This is a genomic window from Caballeronia sp. GAWG1-5s-s, assembly GCF_023631445.1.
Lineage (GTDB): Bacteria > Pseudomonadota > Gammaproteobacteria > Burkholderiales > Burkholderiaceae > Caballeronia.
On record NZ_JALQDC010000023.1, the window covers coordinates 200,521 to 214,562 of the forward strand.

15 protein-coding genes are annotated in these 14,042 nt (G+C 64.0%); 9 read left to right on the forward strand and 6 right to left on the reverse strand.

Features of this window, described 5'->3' with window-relative positions; genetic code table 11:
• Window positions 1–32: 32 nt before the first annotated feature.
• Window positions 33–992 (reverse strand): hypothetical protein, encoded by a 960-nt coding sequence (locus NCR34_RS17480; RefSeq protein ID WP_250500743.1) that lies wholly within the window; start codon window positions 990–992, stop codon window positions 33–35.
• Between the two features lie 122 nt (window positions 993–1,114).
• Between NCR34_RS17480 and NCR34_RS17485 the strand changes: the two genes are divergently transcribed.
• The 7 genes from NCR34_RS17485 to NCR34_RS17515 all read left to right on the forward strand — a co-directional run bounded on the left by NCR34_RS17485 (window position 1,115) and on the right by NCR34_RS17515 (window position 7,894).
• On the forward strand, window positions 1,115–1,543 hold the full coding sequence (locus NCR34_RS17485; RefSeq protein ID WP_250500682.1) for a hypothetical protein: 429 nt from the start codon (window positions 1,115–1,117) through the stop codon (window positions 1,541–1,543).
• A gap of 438 nt (window positions 1,544–1,981) precedes the next feature.
• Entirely contained in the window at window positions 1,982–3,376 is a 1,395-nt protein-coding gene (locus tag NCR34_RS17490; protein WP_250500683.1) for an MFS transporter, read from the forward strand.
• 183 nt (window positions 3,377–3,559) lie between these two features.
• Window positions 3,560–4,906 carry a glycosyltransferase family protein gene (locus tag NCR34_RS17495; protein WP_250500684.1) on the forward strand — a complete coding sequence of 449 codons (1,347 nt, stop codon included), beginning with the start codon at window positions 3,560–3,562 and terminating at the stop codon, window positions 4,904–4,906.
• A gap of 73 nt (window positions 4,907–4,979) precedes the next feature.
• Window positions 4,980–5,180, forward strand: a complete 201-nt coding sequence (locus tag NCR34_RS17500; RefSeq protein ID WP_250500685.1) for a hypothetical protein — start codon at window positions 4,980–4,982, stop codon at window positions 5,178–5,180.
• A 27-nt stretch (window positions 5,181–5,207) separates the two neighbouring features.
• The gene (locus NCR34_RS17505) at window positions 5,208–5,525 is read left to right on the forward strand and encodes a four-helix bundle copper-binding protein (protein ID WP_250500686.1); all 318 of its coding nucleotides are present in this window, start codon (window positions 5,208–5,210) and stop codon (window positions 5,523–5,525) included.
• 195 nt (window positions 5,526–5,720) lie between these two features.
• On the forward strand, window positions 5,721–5,951 hold the full coding sequence (locus tag NCR34_RS17510; RefSeq protein ID WP_250500687.1) for a hypothetical protein: 231 nt from the start codon (window positions 5,721–5,723) through the stop codon (window positions 5,949–5,951).
• 98 nt (window positions 5,952–6,049) lie between these two features.
• Window positions 6,050–7,894: a glycoside hydrolase family 15 protein gene (locus NCR34_RS17515; protein ID WP_250500688.1), complete on the forward strand. Its 1,845-nt coding sequence runs from the start codon at window positions 6,050–6,052 to the stop codon at window positions 7,892–7,894.
• A gap of 337 nt (window positions 7,895–8,231) precedes the next feature.
• On the opposite strand, the gene NCR34_RS17520 is transcribed toward NCR34_RS17515, so the two are convergent.
• The 5 genes from NCR34_RS17520 to NCR34_RS17540 form a co-directional block, all read right to left on the reverse strand.
• The gene (locus NCR34_RS17520) at window positions 8,232–9,620 is read right to left on the reverse strand and encodes an FAD-binding oxidoreductase (protein WP_250500689.1); all 1,389 of its coding nucleotides are present in this window, start codon (window positions 9,618–9,620) and stop codon (window positions 8,232–8,234) included.
• A gap of 115 nt (window positions 9,621–9,735) precedes the next feature.
• Window positions 9,736–10,620 carry an anti-sigma factor family protein gene (locus NCR34_RS17525; RefSeq protein WP_250500690.1) on the reverse strand — a complete coding sequence of 295 codons (885 nt, stop codon included), beginning with the start codon at window positions 10,618–10,620 and terminating at the stop codon, window positions 9,736–9,738.
• Window positions 10,617–11,135 (reverse strand): sigma-70 family RNA polymerase sigma factor, encoded by a 519-nt coding sequence (locus tag NCR34_RS17530; protein ID WP_206469523.1) that lies wholly within the window; start codon window positions 11,133–11,135, stop codon window positions 10,617–10,619. Before NCR34_RS17530 ends, NCR34_RS17525 begins: the two co-directional genes overlap by 4 nt.
• A 28-nt stretch (window positions 11,136–11,163) precedes the next feature.
• Window positions 11,164–11,859 carry an anti-sigma factor family protein gene (locus NCR34_RS17535; protein WP_250500691.1) on the reverse strand — a complete coding sequence of 232 codons (696 nt, stop codon included), beginning with the start codon at window positions 11,857–11,859 and terminating at the stop codon, window positions 11,164–11,166.
• 93 nt (window positions 11,860–11,952) lie between these two features.
• Complete coding sequence (locus NCR34_RS17540; protein WP_250500692.1) at window positions 11,953–12,264, reverse strand: DUF4148 domain-containing protein; 312 nt, start codon at window positions 12,262–12,264, stop codon at window positions 11,953–11,955.
• A 180-nt stretch (window positions 12,265–12,444) separates the two neighbouring features.
• Here NCR34_RS17540 and NCR34_RS17545 point away from each other — a divergent pair, with 180 nt between their 5' ends.
• The gene (locus NCR34_RS17545) at window positions 12,445–13,500 is read left to right on the forward strand and encodes a catalase family peroxidase (RefSeq protein ID WP_250500744.1); all 1,056 of its coding nucleotides are present in this window, start codon (window positions 12,445–12,447) and stop codon (window positions 13,498–13,500) included.
• Window positions 13,487–14,029, forward strand: coding sequence for a cytochrome b (locus NCR34_RS17550; protein ID WP_250500693.1), 543 nt, complete (start codon window positions 13,487–13,489; stop codon window positions 14,027–14,029). Before NCR34_RS17545 ends, NCR34_RS17550 begins: the two co-directional genes overlap by 14 nt.
• The last annotated feature ends 13 nt before the right edge of the window (window positions 14,030–14,042 follow it).

Consider the following 14,042-nt stretch of genomic DNA (forward strand, 5'->3'; position numbering starts at 1 on the left):
AGCGGTGAAACGCGACGCGCGGAACGGCGCGGTCAGAAACGCATGCCGATGCCCGCTTCGATGATGTCCGCATCGCGGTCGTAGCGCGTGACCATGCGGTTCCACGTCGCGCGCACGAGCCAGCGATTCGTGAAGCGGTAGCTCGCCGACAAGGAGACGAGGCCCGCGAAGCGGCCATCGCCGGTGCGGTTCTGCGGCAGATCGTCGTTCTGCGTGATCGACAGATACGGTCCGGCGCCGACGCCGAGCGTCAGCCGGTCGTCGAAGAACGCGCGCGTCGCCCACAATTGAGCGGCGACGCCGTCGCGCCGGGATTGCACGTGGCCGCCCTCGTGCAGATACGACGCGGTGAAATCGACGTACTTCCACAGCCCGCGCCGGTATTCGATGCTTTCCGCCACGTTCGATTCGGAATCTAAGCTGTTGAGGATGGTCGTGCCGACCAGCACCGTGACCTCGTTGCCGGTGACGTTCGTGGTGCGCGACGGCGCGGAGTCGCGCGGGCCGTGGCCGTTCGGGGCGTCCAGTTGATAGCCGATGCCGAAGAGCAGCGCGGTCGTGTCCGGGCCGCCGAACGCCTGCACGCGATTGAGCTTCATCTCCGCGATCCAGCGGTTATCGAAGTAATACGCGGCGCGCAGCGTGAAGAGGCCGCCCCAGCCGTGCGTGTTGGAATAGTCGCCGCCGGCTTCCGCCTCGCTGGTGTCGAAGTAACGGTACGGGCCCGCGCCCGCCGACAATTCGAGGCGGTTGTTCCAAAGCGGCATCCGCGCCCACAACTGCGCCGCCTGACCGTCGCGGTGATGGTTCGGAATATGACCTTCGTTGATCCACGAGAAGCTCCAGGCCGCGTACGGGCCGAGGCCCTCGCGATAGCTTGCTTCCCACGAATACGTGTTCTGGCTGCCGCTCTGGAGCGGGCCGGCGAGAATAGAGAATTCCTGCGCTCGGGCCACGTGAGCCGTGGCGCTGAGCGCGAGGGCGGAGAGCATCAAGGCGGCGTTTCGGTACTGTCGTCGTAGGCTGAGAGAAGGCATCGATGGCGGATCGGAAGCGAGAATGCGGACGCTTTCGAATGAAAGCTCCGGCGAAGCATACCGGCTAAACGAGAATCATGCCGATCTGGCGCGGAGGGAATGTTCGTCGACGCACGTCCTGTTTTTTGTTTCGGCGCTACAAAGGAGGCGTTCCTTTCGAAGGTCGTCAGCAGGCGAAAGACGGCTTCGCACTCAAGCCTTTCCGAAGCGAGGATAAGATGGACGCCATTCCAGTGGAGTACCGCGGGTGTGAGTTGTCGGCGGTCGTCGTGCGGGCGGCCGGCGAGTTCATCGCGACGGTTCTGATCGAGCGGCCAGACGGCGTGCGGCGCGCGATCGGCCCGTTTCGACCGTTCGCGACGGCCCGGGCAGCCGAGCAGTTCGCGATTCAGTACGGCAGGGACGAACTGGATGGACGCCATCCGCCGCGCGGCGTCCATATGACGACTCACGATGATTCGACCGTTGGACGCTCGACCGGCTTTGCGCCCGAGCGCCGTCTGTAATCACGCGAGGAACGGCTCGGCCGATCGCGCCGCTTCAGCTGTCGATAACGCATGGCGGAGATTCGCGCGTCTCCGGCCCGGGATCGCACACCGCCTGAATCCTTCTTAAAAGCCGGACAAGCCAGGCGCCCTACGCGCGGGGGACCGCGCCACTCCAAGCTTGCGGCCTGACAGACATCGAAACCGAGGACCAAGACATCCGCGTCGTCGGGTCGGGCGCAACGCGCGAGTCGCCGACAAGTCACAGCGTGCGCGTTGTTGGCCTGCGAACGGTCGTTCGACAAAAATTTCGGTGATGCGATCGCCGACGCGCTCGCGCCAAGCGTCAGGCAGCAGTCAGCAGATTGGCGACCACCTGCTTTTGCACACGGACAGCCCTGTCCGTTACCATGCGGGCGCCGCGCGGCTTCGCTTCCCGCGGGCATTTCGAAAGAACACATGAACAGCGCCATACCCGCCACCCGCGTCAATTACTGGGCAGTCGTCTCCGTGCTGCTCGGCACGTTTCTCGGCAACCTCGATTCGTCCATCGCGAACGTCGCCTTGCCAACCATCGCGCACAACCTCTCGCGCAGCGCAGCCGATACCGTCTGGGTCGTCACCGCGTATCAGCTCGCGGTCGCCGTCTCGGTGCTGCCGCTCGCCGCGCTCGGCGAAAAGCTCGGCTTCCGGCGCGTGTTTCTGTGGGGCTTCGTGGTCTTCACGCTGGCGTCGATAGGCTGCGCTCTGGCGCCGACGCTGCCGCTCTTGGTCGCTGCTCGCGCGATTCAGGGCGTGGGCGGCGCATGCATGTCGACTATCGTGCCCGCGCTGCTGCGGCAGGTTTATCCGCCGAAGCTCGTCGGGCGCGGCGTCGCGCTGCTCGGCTTGACCGTGGCGCTCTCGGCGGCGCTCGGGCCGACCGTCGCGGCGGGCATTCTGTCGGTAGCCGGATGGCGCTGGCTCTTCGCGGTTAACGTGCCCCTCGGCATCGTCGGCCTCGGTCTCGCCGGCACGATGCTGCCGCCCGGCACGCCGAACGCCGCGCGCCGCTTCGACTTCGCGGGCGCGACGCTGAGCGCGCTTGCCATCGGGCTCTTCATTCTGGGCGTGGGCGGGCTCGGCGCTGGCGAAGGCGCGGGCGAGGGCCATGTGCAACTGCGGGCGCTGCCTCTCATCGAGATCGCGTGCGCGTGCGTCGCCGGTTTCGTGCTCGTCCGCCATCAACGCGGACGGCCCGCGCCGCTCGTGCCGCTGGATCTGCTGCGCATTCCGATCCTCTCGCTGTCCTCGCTGACGTCCATCTGCTCGTACGTGGCGCAGACGCTCGCCTATCTCGCGCTGCCGTTCATGCTCCAGCACCAGTTCGCTCGCAGCGCGACGACGACCGGACTGCTCGTCACGCCGTGGCCGCTCGTGATCGTCTTCGTCGCGCCGCTCGCCGGTCGCCTGTCGGACCGGCGAGCGCCGGGGCTGATCGGCGGCATGGGACTCGCCATCATGGCGATCGGGCTGTGCCTCTTGATCGGACTGCCGTCATCGCCTTCGAACGTGGACATCGCCTGGCGCGTCGCGGTATGCGGCATCGGATTCGGCTTCTTTCAGACGCCGAACAATCGCATCATGCTGACGTCCGCGCCGCATGAACGCAGCGGCGCCGCGGGCGGTCTCATGACGATGGCGCGCATGATCGGCCTTTCGCTGGGCGCGGCACTGGCCGCCGTGGCCTTCGGCATGTATGGACAGCACGGCGCACAGGTGTCGCTCGTCGGCGCTGCGGCAGCGGCCGCGATTGGCGTCGCGGTGGGCATCGTGCGCGTGATGCGAACACGCGAGCGCGCCGCCGGTCGTTAGTGCTTTCATGCTTCTGCGCGCGTCCTACAATTGAGCGCGGGTCGCTCTTCGCTGCGCGCGGCGATACTTCGGTTGACGCAATAATTTGCAAGTTCGTTGACTGCAACGGATATGCTTGGCCCCTTGCGCGCGGCCACTTGCGCCGCGCTTCGTGCGTCCACGCTATTCACTTGCCGGTACAACATGGTCACACTGGTTAGCTGCTTCTCCGACCGCCGCGCGACATCGTCACGCGACAACCACGCCGAGTTCTGTCGCCGCACGCAAGCGGCGCATTACGACGAGTCGATGTCGAGCAGCGTCGATTCGCTCGAACTCCGTGTCCTCTTCAAATACCAGATGATCAGCGACCGGCTCGCGCGCGCGGCCGAAGGCGAGGTCGTCATCTTCGCAACGGAAAATGCGCTTTTCGTCCGCTTCGAAGATTTCGGCCGGATCATGGAAGGACGAGACAGCCTCGTGACCAAAGGCTTCTTCGGCATCAATACGGAAATGTTCGTTATCCGAAATAACGAAGAGAACCGCCGCATCGCGCGTGGCATGGCTGCGCGATGCCGGGCCTTCTACGAATACGGCAAGTTCGTCACGGAAGAAGAATTGCTGGAGGCGTTTCCGACTGTTGCCGACTGGGACTTGTTGAACGGCGTGGTACCGATTGCATCCATGTGGTCGGGGCAGCACCCGGACTTGCGCGGCGCGCCGGTGGTGGCGGTGTCGCTCGTGTTCACGCCGCGTCTCTACAGCAAGTACGGTCCGCGCTGGCGAGCCGTGTTCGCGCGTCATCTGAACGCGTGCCATGCGGCCGGACACAGCGCGTTCTTCGACGCCTTGCCGGCACCGCAATGCGATACCGACGAGCCGCTGACCGTCTATCAGCCGGGCAGGGCGATCGCGGTCGTCATGTTGTACACGCCGAACATCGCGGGCTATGCGCGCTTCGGCGAAGCCAGTCTGCGCGCGTTCTGCGAGCGTCACGGCTACACGTTGTATCAACATCGCGCGGTGCCGGCCGACTTTCAGCGCGAAGCATGCGGCAACTGGTCTAAGCCGTTCTTGCTCGCCAAGTATCTGCCGCATCACGAATGGGTCTTTTGGATCGATGCCGACATTCTCGTCATGAATCCTTCCGTAAAGCTCGAACAATTCACCGAGGGCCGCGACCGCGTGCTGACCGCCGATATCTGCGGCTGGCGCTTCAATTCGGGCGTGATGGGCTTTCGCAACACCGATGCGAATGCCAGCGTGCTGCAAAGCGTCCTTGCGCGCGTGCTGGAAACGGAGGACATCAAGTACACGTTTTCGAGCCAGGGCGACCAGTTCTATTTCATGGAGCAGATGATCTCGCACGGCCTGTGCCCCGAGCCGGACTCTGCGGATCTCGTGAGCTTCAACGAACTCAACACGCCGTGGTACTACGCGAAGCCAGATACGTTCATGTGCCATTTTCACGGCTTGAGCACGGAGTTGCGCATGCTGTTCATGTCGATGGATAAGGTTCCGGAAGGCGGATACGAAGCGATCGAGATGTAGCCCCTGAGCGGCACGACGGGACCGCGGCTTGCTGCAACCTAGACGAACGATGACCGCGTCAAAGGAGGGCAGCATGACTCAGATTTCAGGCGATAACGACAACTCGCGCGCAACGGCCGACGACATGGACGAACCGGTGGGCGCCCCCGCCACTGGCGATACGCGGCAAGATAAGCTGGATGAGCGCGAAAAGCAGAAGCATCCCGCGAGCGAGAACGCGCTGCCGACCGCGCAGGACAACAACCCCGTGCCGCCGCAATCGACGCGCGGCTAGTCCAACTATCTGACGAGGATTTGCCGAATGAGCGACTATATCGACTGCATTGCCGCGCTGGACCGATGCGCCGCCGCTTGCGACAACTGCGCCTCCGCGTGCATTGCGGAAGGCCATCTGCCGGACATGGAGAAGTGCATTCGTCTGGACCTCGACTGCGCGGCGCTGTGCCGCTTCACGTCGGAATCGCTGGCGCGTGATACGCAGTTCATGCGCGATTTCCTCGACCTGTGCGCGCGAATCTGCGATGCATGCGCCGACGAGTGTAGCCGGCATACTGCGAGCCATTGCCAGGCTTGTAGCGACGCGTGCCGGAAGTGCGCGGAGGCGTGTCGGGCGATGTGACGCACGGCGGCAAGCCAACGCGCCGCGCCGGGCTTATCCACACTTTCTGTGCTCAACCCTGTGGACAAGCCGGGGACCCGCTCGCTATCCATTTGACGCGACGACCAAATCCCCGCGCGAGCGAATGCGCGTCGCCCCACGGTGCGCATCGCTCGTCGATGTTACGCTGGTACGTCAACACGAAATGGGGATGAGATGAAGCGCAAGTCATCGGGCGTGGCCGTAGTCGCGGTGCTCGTGGGCGTGGCCGTCGCGGTGACGCTCTATATCGCGAGCTATGGCAGGTCGTCGCATCACGCCAGCATCGACATGCCGGCGACGCACGACGCCATCGCGACGCAAGACGTGCCCGCGAGCGAAGCGAGCTTCACAGCAGCGCCGATGCAGCCCGTCTCCGGTCCGAGCGACACGACCGCGGCGCGTTGAGCTCGATCACCGGCGCGTCCATTCTTGTCCTCGACGCGACGCCGCGCGGGAATGCCCCTTGCTAAACGGCTTGGAACGTCAAGCCGGAGCACGTTCCCTTGGGCCATCCATCGCAGCAGATTCCGCCCGCCGTCCTGCCCGTCGATGCACGCGGCATCATCGGCAACATGAAGACGGCGGCGCTGGTGTCGGTGCGCGGCACGATCAACTTCATGTGCTTTCCGCGCGTCGATTCGCCCACGCTGTTCGCGGCGCTTCTGGACGACGAGCACGGTGGCGCGTTCGCGATCTCCCCGCGCGATGCGAACGCCAACGTCAAGCAGATGTATCTGCCCGAGACGAACGTGCTGCTCACGCGCTTCATGACAGGCGAGGGCGTCTGCGAGTTGCTGGACCTGATGCCCGTGCCGTCTTCCGACGCGCGCGTGGATGTGGTGCCCAACTGCGTGATGCGCATTGTGCGCATCGTCTATGGCCGCATGACACTGGACGTCCGCTGCGATCCGCGCTTCGACTATGCGCGTGTTTCGCATACGGCACATGCGGTAGAAAAGGGCGTGCAATTCACGAGAGCCGACAACGGCACGCCGCTGGAACTGCGCGCGAGCGTGCCGCTTTCCATCGAACGTGATGGCGTGCGCGCGACGCTCGACATGAAAGAGGGCGATTCAGCCTGCTTCGCGCTGGGCGCGGTCGATGACATGCCGAAGCTCGACACCAAAGAGAAGTTCGACGGCATGTTGCAGGAGACGATCGCTTTCTGGAAAGAGTGGTCGTCCCGCTCGATCTATCGCGGACGTTATCGCGAAGTCGTGTTGCGTTCCGCGCTGACGCTCAAGCTACTGAGTTCCGACGAACATGGCGCAATCGTCGCGGCGCCGACGTTCGGCTTGCCGGAAGCGCAGGACGGCTCGCGCCGGTGGGACTATCGCTATACATGGATTCGCGACGCCGCATTCTCCGTTTATGCGCTCTTGCGTCTCGGCTATACAGGCGAGGCCGAGCGCTTCATGCACTGGATTGCCGAGCGCAATCGCAATTGCAGTTCCGACGGATCGCTTGCCGTCATGTATGCAGTGGACGGCAAGCCTGCGCCCGACGAGACGCAGCTCTCGACGCTGGGCGAATCGACGCCGGGCACGCTCGTCGTGGGCAACGGCGCGCGTGGACAAACCCAGCTCGATGTGTATGGCGCGCTGCTCGACTCCGTTTATCTCTACAACAAATACGGCGCGGCGATCTCGTATCAAGGCTGGCAGCATGTCACCCGTACGGTCGACTATGTGGTGAAGCACTGGCGCGAGGCCGACCACGGCATCTGGGAGTTTCGCAACGGCAAGCGGCCGCTGCTGCATTCGCGGCTGATGTGCTGGGTGACGGTGGATCGCGCGCTGCGTCTTGCGCAGAAGCGCTCGCTTCCTGCGCCGCTCGCGACATGGTTTCAGACGCGCGACGACATTCATCGCGACATACACGAGCAGTTCTTCAACGAAGAGCTGCAGTCATTCGTGCAGACGCCGGGTTCATCGACGCTCGATGCATCCGCGTTGATGATGCCGCTCGTGCGTTTCATCGGCCCGAAAGATCCGCGCTGGACCGGCACGCTGGATGCGATCGGCCGCGATCTGCGCGTGGACCCGCTGGTGTTCCGCTACACGCGCGGCACGACGCTCGACGGTCTTCCCGGCATGGAAGGCGGCTTCAGCGCGTGCTCGTTCTGGTATGCGGAGGCGCTCGCGCGCTCGGGCCGCGTGGACGAAGGGCGGCTCGTGTTCGAGAAGATGCTCGCCTATGCGAACCATCTCGGGCTGTTCTCGGAGGAAGTGGCGACCAACGGCGCGGCGCTGGGCAATTTTCCGCAGGCGTTGACGCATCTGGCGCTGATCAGCGCGGCGTATCAGTTGGATCGGGATCTGGATCATACGCATGTGCCGTGGACTTGAGGGCGGGATAGGAGCGCTTCGGCGCTGGGCGTTAGTTGACATAACATAAATTAGCAACGTTTCAGTAAGCGCCCAAAACAGACTTTGCCGCGCCCTTGATGCATTCAGCCGAACACGGCCGGCTCATTCCGCTGGCGGCATCGGCTCCGACGCCTCGAGCGAACTCTCTTGCGCCGGCGACGCGCCCGGCCCGCCGGATTCACATCCGGCGGCGTGCCGAGCGTCGGACTCGGCTTGCGCTCGGGCGGCGCAATCGGCTCATTCGACGGATCCGCAGCGGGTGACGTGTTCGCCTAGTCCGTACACGACGAAAGCCAACCCGCCAGCGGACGAACGCCTAGACCACTTTGCCCGGATTCAACAGCCCGAGCGGATCGAGCGCGCTCTTGATCGCACGCATCGCGTCGATGTCCGTCTCGCGACGGCTTTGCGAGAGGAACGCTCGCTTCTTGACGCCGATGCCGTGCTCGGCCGATATCGACCCGTTCAACTCGCGCGTGACGTCGTAAATGACGCGGTCGATATCGTCATGGTCGTGCTTGCCCATGCCCGGCACGTCCACGACGATATGAATGTTGCCATCGCCCAGATGCCCGTAAATCATGACGAGCGATTGCGGCCAGTGCTCGCGCAGACGCGCCTCGCAGCGCGCGGCAGCTTCGCCGACTTGCGCGATGGAAAAGCTCACGTCATAGGCGGCGTGGTTCGGTATGAACCGCTGATACTCGCCGGGCGCATCGCGGATCGCCCAGAACGCAAGCGCGTGCGCTTCCGACGACGCAATCGCCGCGTCCGTCACGATGCCTTCTTCCAGCATTGCGCCGAGAAACTCCTCGAACGCTTCGCCGTGGCGCGCCGGATCGGTCCCGACGCTTTCCAGCAAGACGTAGAACGGATGCGCTGAACCGAGCGGCGCGCGCAACTGCGGCAGGTTGGCGAGGACCGCATCGTGATAGCCGGCCCACATGACCTCGAATGCCGACACCCCCGACGCCAGCCTCGCCTGCGAACGCGCGAGCAGCGTGGTCACCGCGTTGAAGTCGGGCAAGCCGCACCATGCGGTCGCCGTCGCAGTGGGCTTCGGACGCAGACGCAGCACGACGCGCGTGATGACCGCAAGCGTGCCTTCGCTTCCGATCACCAGATGCCGCAAGTCGTAGCCGCTGTTGTTCTTGATCATCTTGTTGAGATCGCCGACGATGGCACCGCTTGCCAGCACAGCTTCCAGCCCGAGCACCTGATCGCGCATCATCCCGTACTTGATGACGCGATTGCCGCCCGCGTTGGTCGCGAGATTGCCGCCGATCGAACAACTGCCGCGTGCGCCCAGATCGAGCGGAAAGTAGAAGCTCGCCGCGCTCGCCGCTTCCTGCACGGTCTGCAACGCGGTGCCGGCTTCGACCGTCATCGTGCCGGACACTTCGTCGATCTCCACGATGCGATTCATGCGATCCAGGCTCAGCGCCACTTCTCCGCCGCGCGCATTGGCGCCGCCGACGAGTCCCGTCAATCCGCCCTGCGTGACCACGGGTTGCCGAAAGCGCGAGCAAATGGAGAGCGCCTGCGCCACTTCTTCCGTCGTGCGCGGGCGAATGAGTGCAAGCGGAATCTCGCCCGGCAGTCCGCTCCAGTCCACGACGCGCCGGTCGCCGAATTCTTCCGGAAGCGCGACCACTTCCGCGCCGAGAGTCTCGCGCAATGCGCGTATTGCTTCTGTTGCCGTCATGTGCTGCGTGTCTCCGTGTGCGTTGCGGCGCGCTTGATCGAATGCGCGCCTTCGTCACCATATACCGCACCGGGCCGCGACGGCAAGCGCGCGAGCGTAGGCACCTTGCATGCGGTCATCGCGCAGCCGCGCCCTGCCCGTTCCTCGCGGTCAATTGTTCGTACACGTCGTGCGACACGGCGAGCAATTGCGGACGCGGGATCGCACCCGACACCGCATAGCCGAAATCGCCATCGACCCAATAGAACACGTTGACGGAGCCATCCTGATAGAGCTTGAACGCAGTGACGTCCGTGCTCACCTTGCGATGCGACACGTTGAGCGTGATGCGCTCGCCCTTGGCGTCGTGATACATGAATTGCGCAATCGGACCTTCGTCGCCGGGCAAGAGCCGTCCGCCCATCAGATTGAACCCGACGCGCGTGAGCACGGGCGCATGCACGTCGGTGCCGAGCCGGTTCGACAGCCACTTGACGAGCTCCTCTTCCTGATCCGCGCCGACCTCGACCGGGCGCGTCACCATCGGCGCATACGTGACATACGCGATCGCGGATTGCCGCGCGAACGACTCGTCCTTCGTCAGGCTCGCATGACGAAGCGACGCGTTGTCGTCGCCGGACGCGAGCATGTCGCGCGCAGGCGGACTCATCATGCCGGCCACGCCAATGCCTATGCCGAGCACGAGCGCCGCCGCCATGCCCGCATACTTCGGCCAGTTCGCCGCGGGACCTCGGCCGGCGTTCACCTTTGCGGTGCGCGTGGTGCTCACATCGGCCGCATCCAGCACGCGCGTCAAACGCTCCGGCAACGGTTCTTGCAATACGCGATCGAAGCGATCGTGAAGCATGCCGCTCAACGCGAAGTAATCGCTGACGCGGCTTGCGAGCGCAGGGTCGGTCTCCAGCAGCCGATCGATCTCTTCGCGCCGGTGCTCGGCGAGCACGCCATCGACATAGCCCTGGACTTCCTCTTCGCTGATGGGAGTCGTTTGTTTGTTCATCGCACCACCTTCAGTTGCACGCCTTCCTGCTTGCCCGCCATGAGCGCGCGTAACCTTTCCCGTCCACGCGATAGCCGCGACATGACCGTGCCGAGCGGAATCTCCAGCGCGAGCGCCACTTCCGCATACGACATCTCTTCGAGTCCGACCAGCAGCACCACCTGACGCTGTTCGACCGGCAGCCGTTGCAACGCGTAATCGAGGTCTCGCATTTCGAGCGATTGCGTGTCCCGGCTTGCCACCGCGAACTGGCTTTCGTCGAGAGGATCGTCGTCGACCGAAACATGCACCGCGCGTGCATCCGCGCGTCTCGTCTGATTCGCGAAGACGTTATGCATGATCGTGAAGAGCCACGCGCGCAGATCGGTGCCCGACTGAAACTTGTCCGTGTGCCTGAGCGCGCGTTCCAGCGTGTCCTGCACGAGGTCGTCGGCGAGTTCCTGATTGCGGATCAACGCGCGAGCATAACGACGCAAGCGCGGCAGATGATCCATGAGTTGTTCGCGCACGCTCATCGGCGCACCTCGCGGGGCAATCTTGCGTTCATCGTTCATTCCATTGCATGTTCTGACGAGCCATCGACACTTCGGCGGCACGCATGAGCCCCGGCGTACCGGCGCGAGCTCCGACCACCGTGCGAACGCCCGATGTCGATATCCATTCGACAAGACGCGCGGTTCCGATTCTATGCGCGTGCCACGTTGCGCGCATGAACGACGGCGGCGCACACGTCGAGAGCAGCACGAGCGGCTGATTTCTCTCATTGCGATACGCGAACACCTTCACGGTCGAGAAGGCCCCGAGCGTGACGTTCGTCGCATCGACGGCGTGAAAGCCCGCTGATGAAAGATCGGGCGCGTCCGCGATGCTCGCCGCGCGCGCGGGCGCCGCCGACTGAATCGCCAATGCGGACACGGCTGCGCGTTCCAATGCCGCGTCCGGTAGGCGCACCGTGGCCCAGATCGTGGCGATCACGAGCGAAAGGCAACCGGCAATGGCTGCCCACAGTCGCAATCGCGCCCCGGGCCGCCGATGAGTCCTTTGTCGCGCGCTGCGTTCGTCGCCGAACATCTCGCGCAACTGCGCATTGAGCCGATCATAGAACACCACTCTGCGCGCTTCCTCGGGCCGGCGAGCGAGATAGGCATGCAGCGACGCGGCCCGTTCCGACGCGAGCAGGCCGTCGGCGAAGGCCTGTACGTCGGCTTCGGAAAGGCGAGTGTCGGAGTGCGGGTCCACGGTCGTTGTCCTGCGCGCTGGAAAGGTCGTCTTCGATTGCTAACAACGTTGCGAGACGTTTATTCCCGCGAGCGTCGATTTTTTTTGTGGCGATCACGAGCCCGCATAGATGTGGCAGAAGCTGTAAGGGCCCACGCAATCGGACGGACTCATCGACGCACTTCCCGCGCCCGACGCGGTCTTCATGCCGCCGTAAGCGCCGCTCTCCGGCGTCTTGATGCGCGCTGTTTGATTCTGATAGATGGGGCTGATGTCCGGATACGAGGCATCGGTCACGAGACGCGAGCCGTTCTGCTCGGCCTGCACGAGTTGAGCGCGCACTTCGTCGCGCGTCAGACCTTGCGCGAATGCGCCCGTCGAGACGACGAATGCGGCGGAAACGGCGATAACTTTGGCGATGTTCATGTTCGACTCCTTGAGGAAGAATTCATTGGGCTTGCATGAAGGCAAACCGTCCGCGGAGCCGATCTATTCCAAAGAATTTAATCGACACGTTGCTGGAATAACGCTGCAAGCACTTGTGTTCGCGTCACTGATCCATCGAACAGCGAGCGAAACACCATGAAACAGGCACCTTTCTCACTGATGAGACTCTTGCGGAGTCCAAGGCGACATGCACGCGACCTCGCGAAACTGGCGGTCATCGGCGGCAGCGTGCTCGCCATCGGCACTGCGTTCGCCTACGTGGCGGGCATCGGCGACACGCACAGGTTGACTTCGACCAAGATCGTTGACACGCTCGAAAGTGTGAGCGGCGTGCACGCGGGATACCGGCGCAATCATGCGAAAGGCGTATGCGTCGAAGGCTGGTTCGACGGCAACGGCAACGCGTCATCGCTTTCCCGTGCCGAAGTGTTCAGGCGGGAGCGCACGCCGGTGACAGGTCGATTCGCGATACCCGGCCCGAATCCGTTCGTCAGCGATTCGGGCAACCCCGTGCGCAGCCTTGCCCTCGAATTCCGGCTGCGCGATGGCGAGCAGTGGCGCACCGCGATGAACAGTACGCCTGTGTTTATCGTGAACAGTGCGCAGGGGTTCTATGAGCAACTGGTCGCATCGCGTCCCGATCCGAAGACCGGCAAGCCTGATCCCTCGAAGCTCGCCGCCTTCTTTGCGGCGCATCCGGAAACCCGGCCGTTTCGCGATTGGGTCAAGACGCACGCGCCCTCATCGAGCTATGCCAATGCCGCGTATTACGGCATCAACGCGTTCCAAGCGACCGACGCTTCGGGTGCTACGCATGCCGTGCGCTGGTCCCTTGTGCCCGAAGCCAACTACGAGGCTGTATCGCAACGCGACGCCGCGCGTCACGACTTCCTCGACGACGAACTGAGAGATCGCCTCGCTCACGGCCCGCAACGGTGGCACCTGATCCTGACCGTCGCGCAACCGGGCGACGTCACGAACGACGCGACGAAAGCATGGCCTGACGACCGGAAGCATATCGACGCGGGCACGCTCGTGATCACGCGCGAGAGCCCGCAAGCCGACGGCGCTTGCCGCGACATCAACTTCGACCCGACCGTGTTGCCCGCTGGCCTCATGGTCTCGGACGACCCTTTGCTCGCGGCGCGTTCGTCCGCCTATTCCGTTTCGTTCAACCGCAGAACGCATGAGGAGGCGCATCATGAAGCGCACTGACGCGAACCACTTCAGTCCGGCGGCGCGCTGGATTCACTGGCTCATGGCGGTCCTTGTGATTGGCATGTTATTCATCGGTGTCGGCATGGTCGCGACGCTTTCGTCGTGGCACCAAACCTTGATCGCGATACATCGCCCTCTCGGCATCGTGATTCTTGCGCTCACGGTGCTGCGTCTCGCCGTACGCCTGACGCACCGCACGCCCGCCCTCCCCGACGACATGCCGCGTTGGCAGCAACGCATCGCGCATGGCTCGCACTGGCTGTTCTATGCGCTGCTGTTCGCGATGCCGCTCGTCGGATGGTCGATGCTATCCGCAGGCGGATTTCCGATCATCATGTTGGGCGGCGTGCATCTGCCGCCGATCGCGCCGGTGAACGTGCGCCTCTATGCGTTGCTGAGGAGCGCGCACACGTACCTCGCGCTGCTGTTGTTCGCGACCTTCGTGATGCACTTCGCCGCAGCCCTGTTTCATGGGCTGATTCGTCGCGACGGCGTGCTCGCGAGCATGGCGCGCAGCGGCCGATGACGAACGTGCGCGT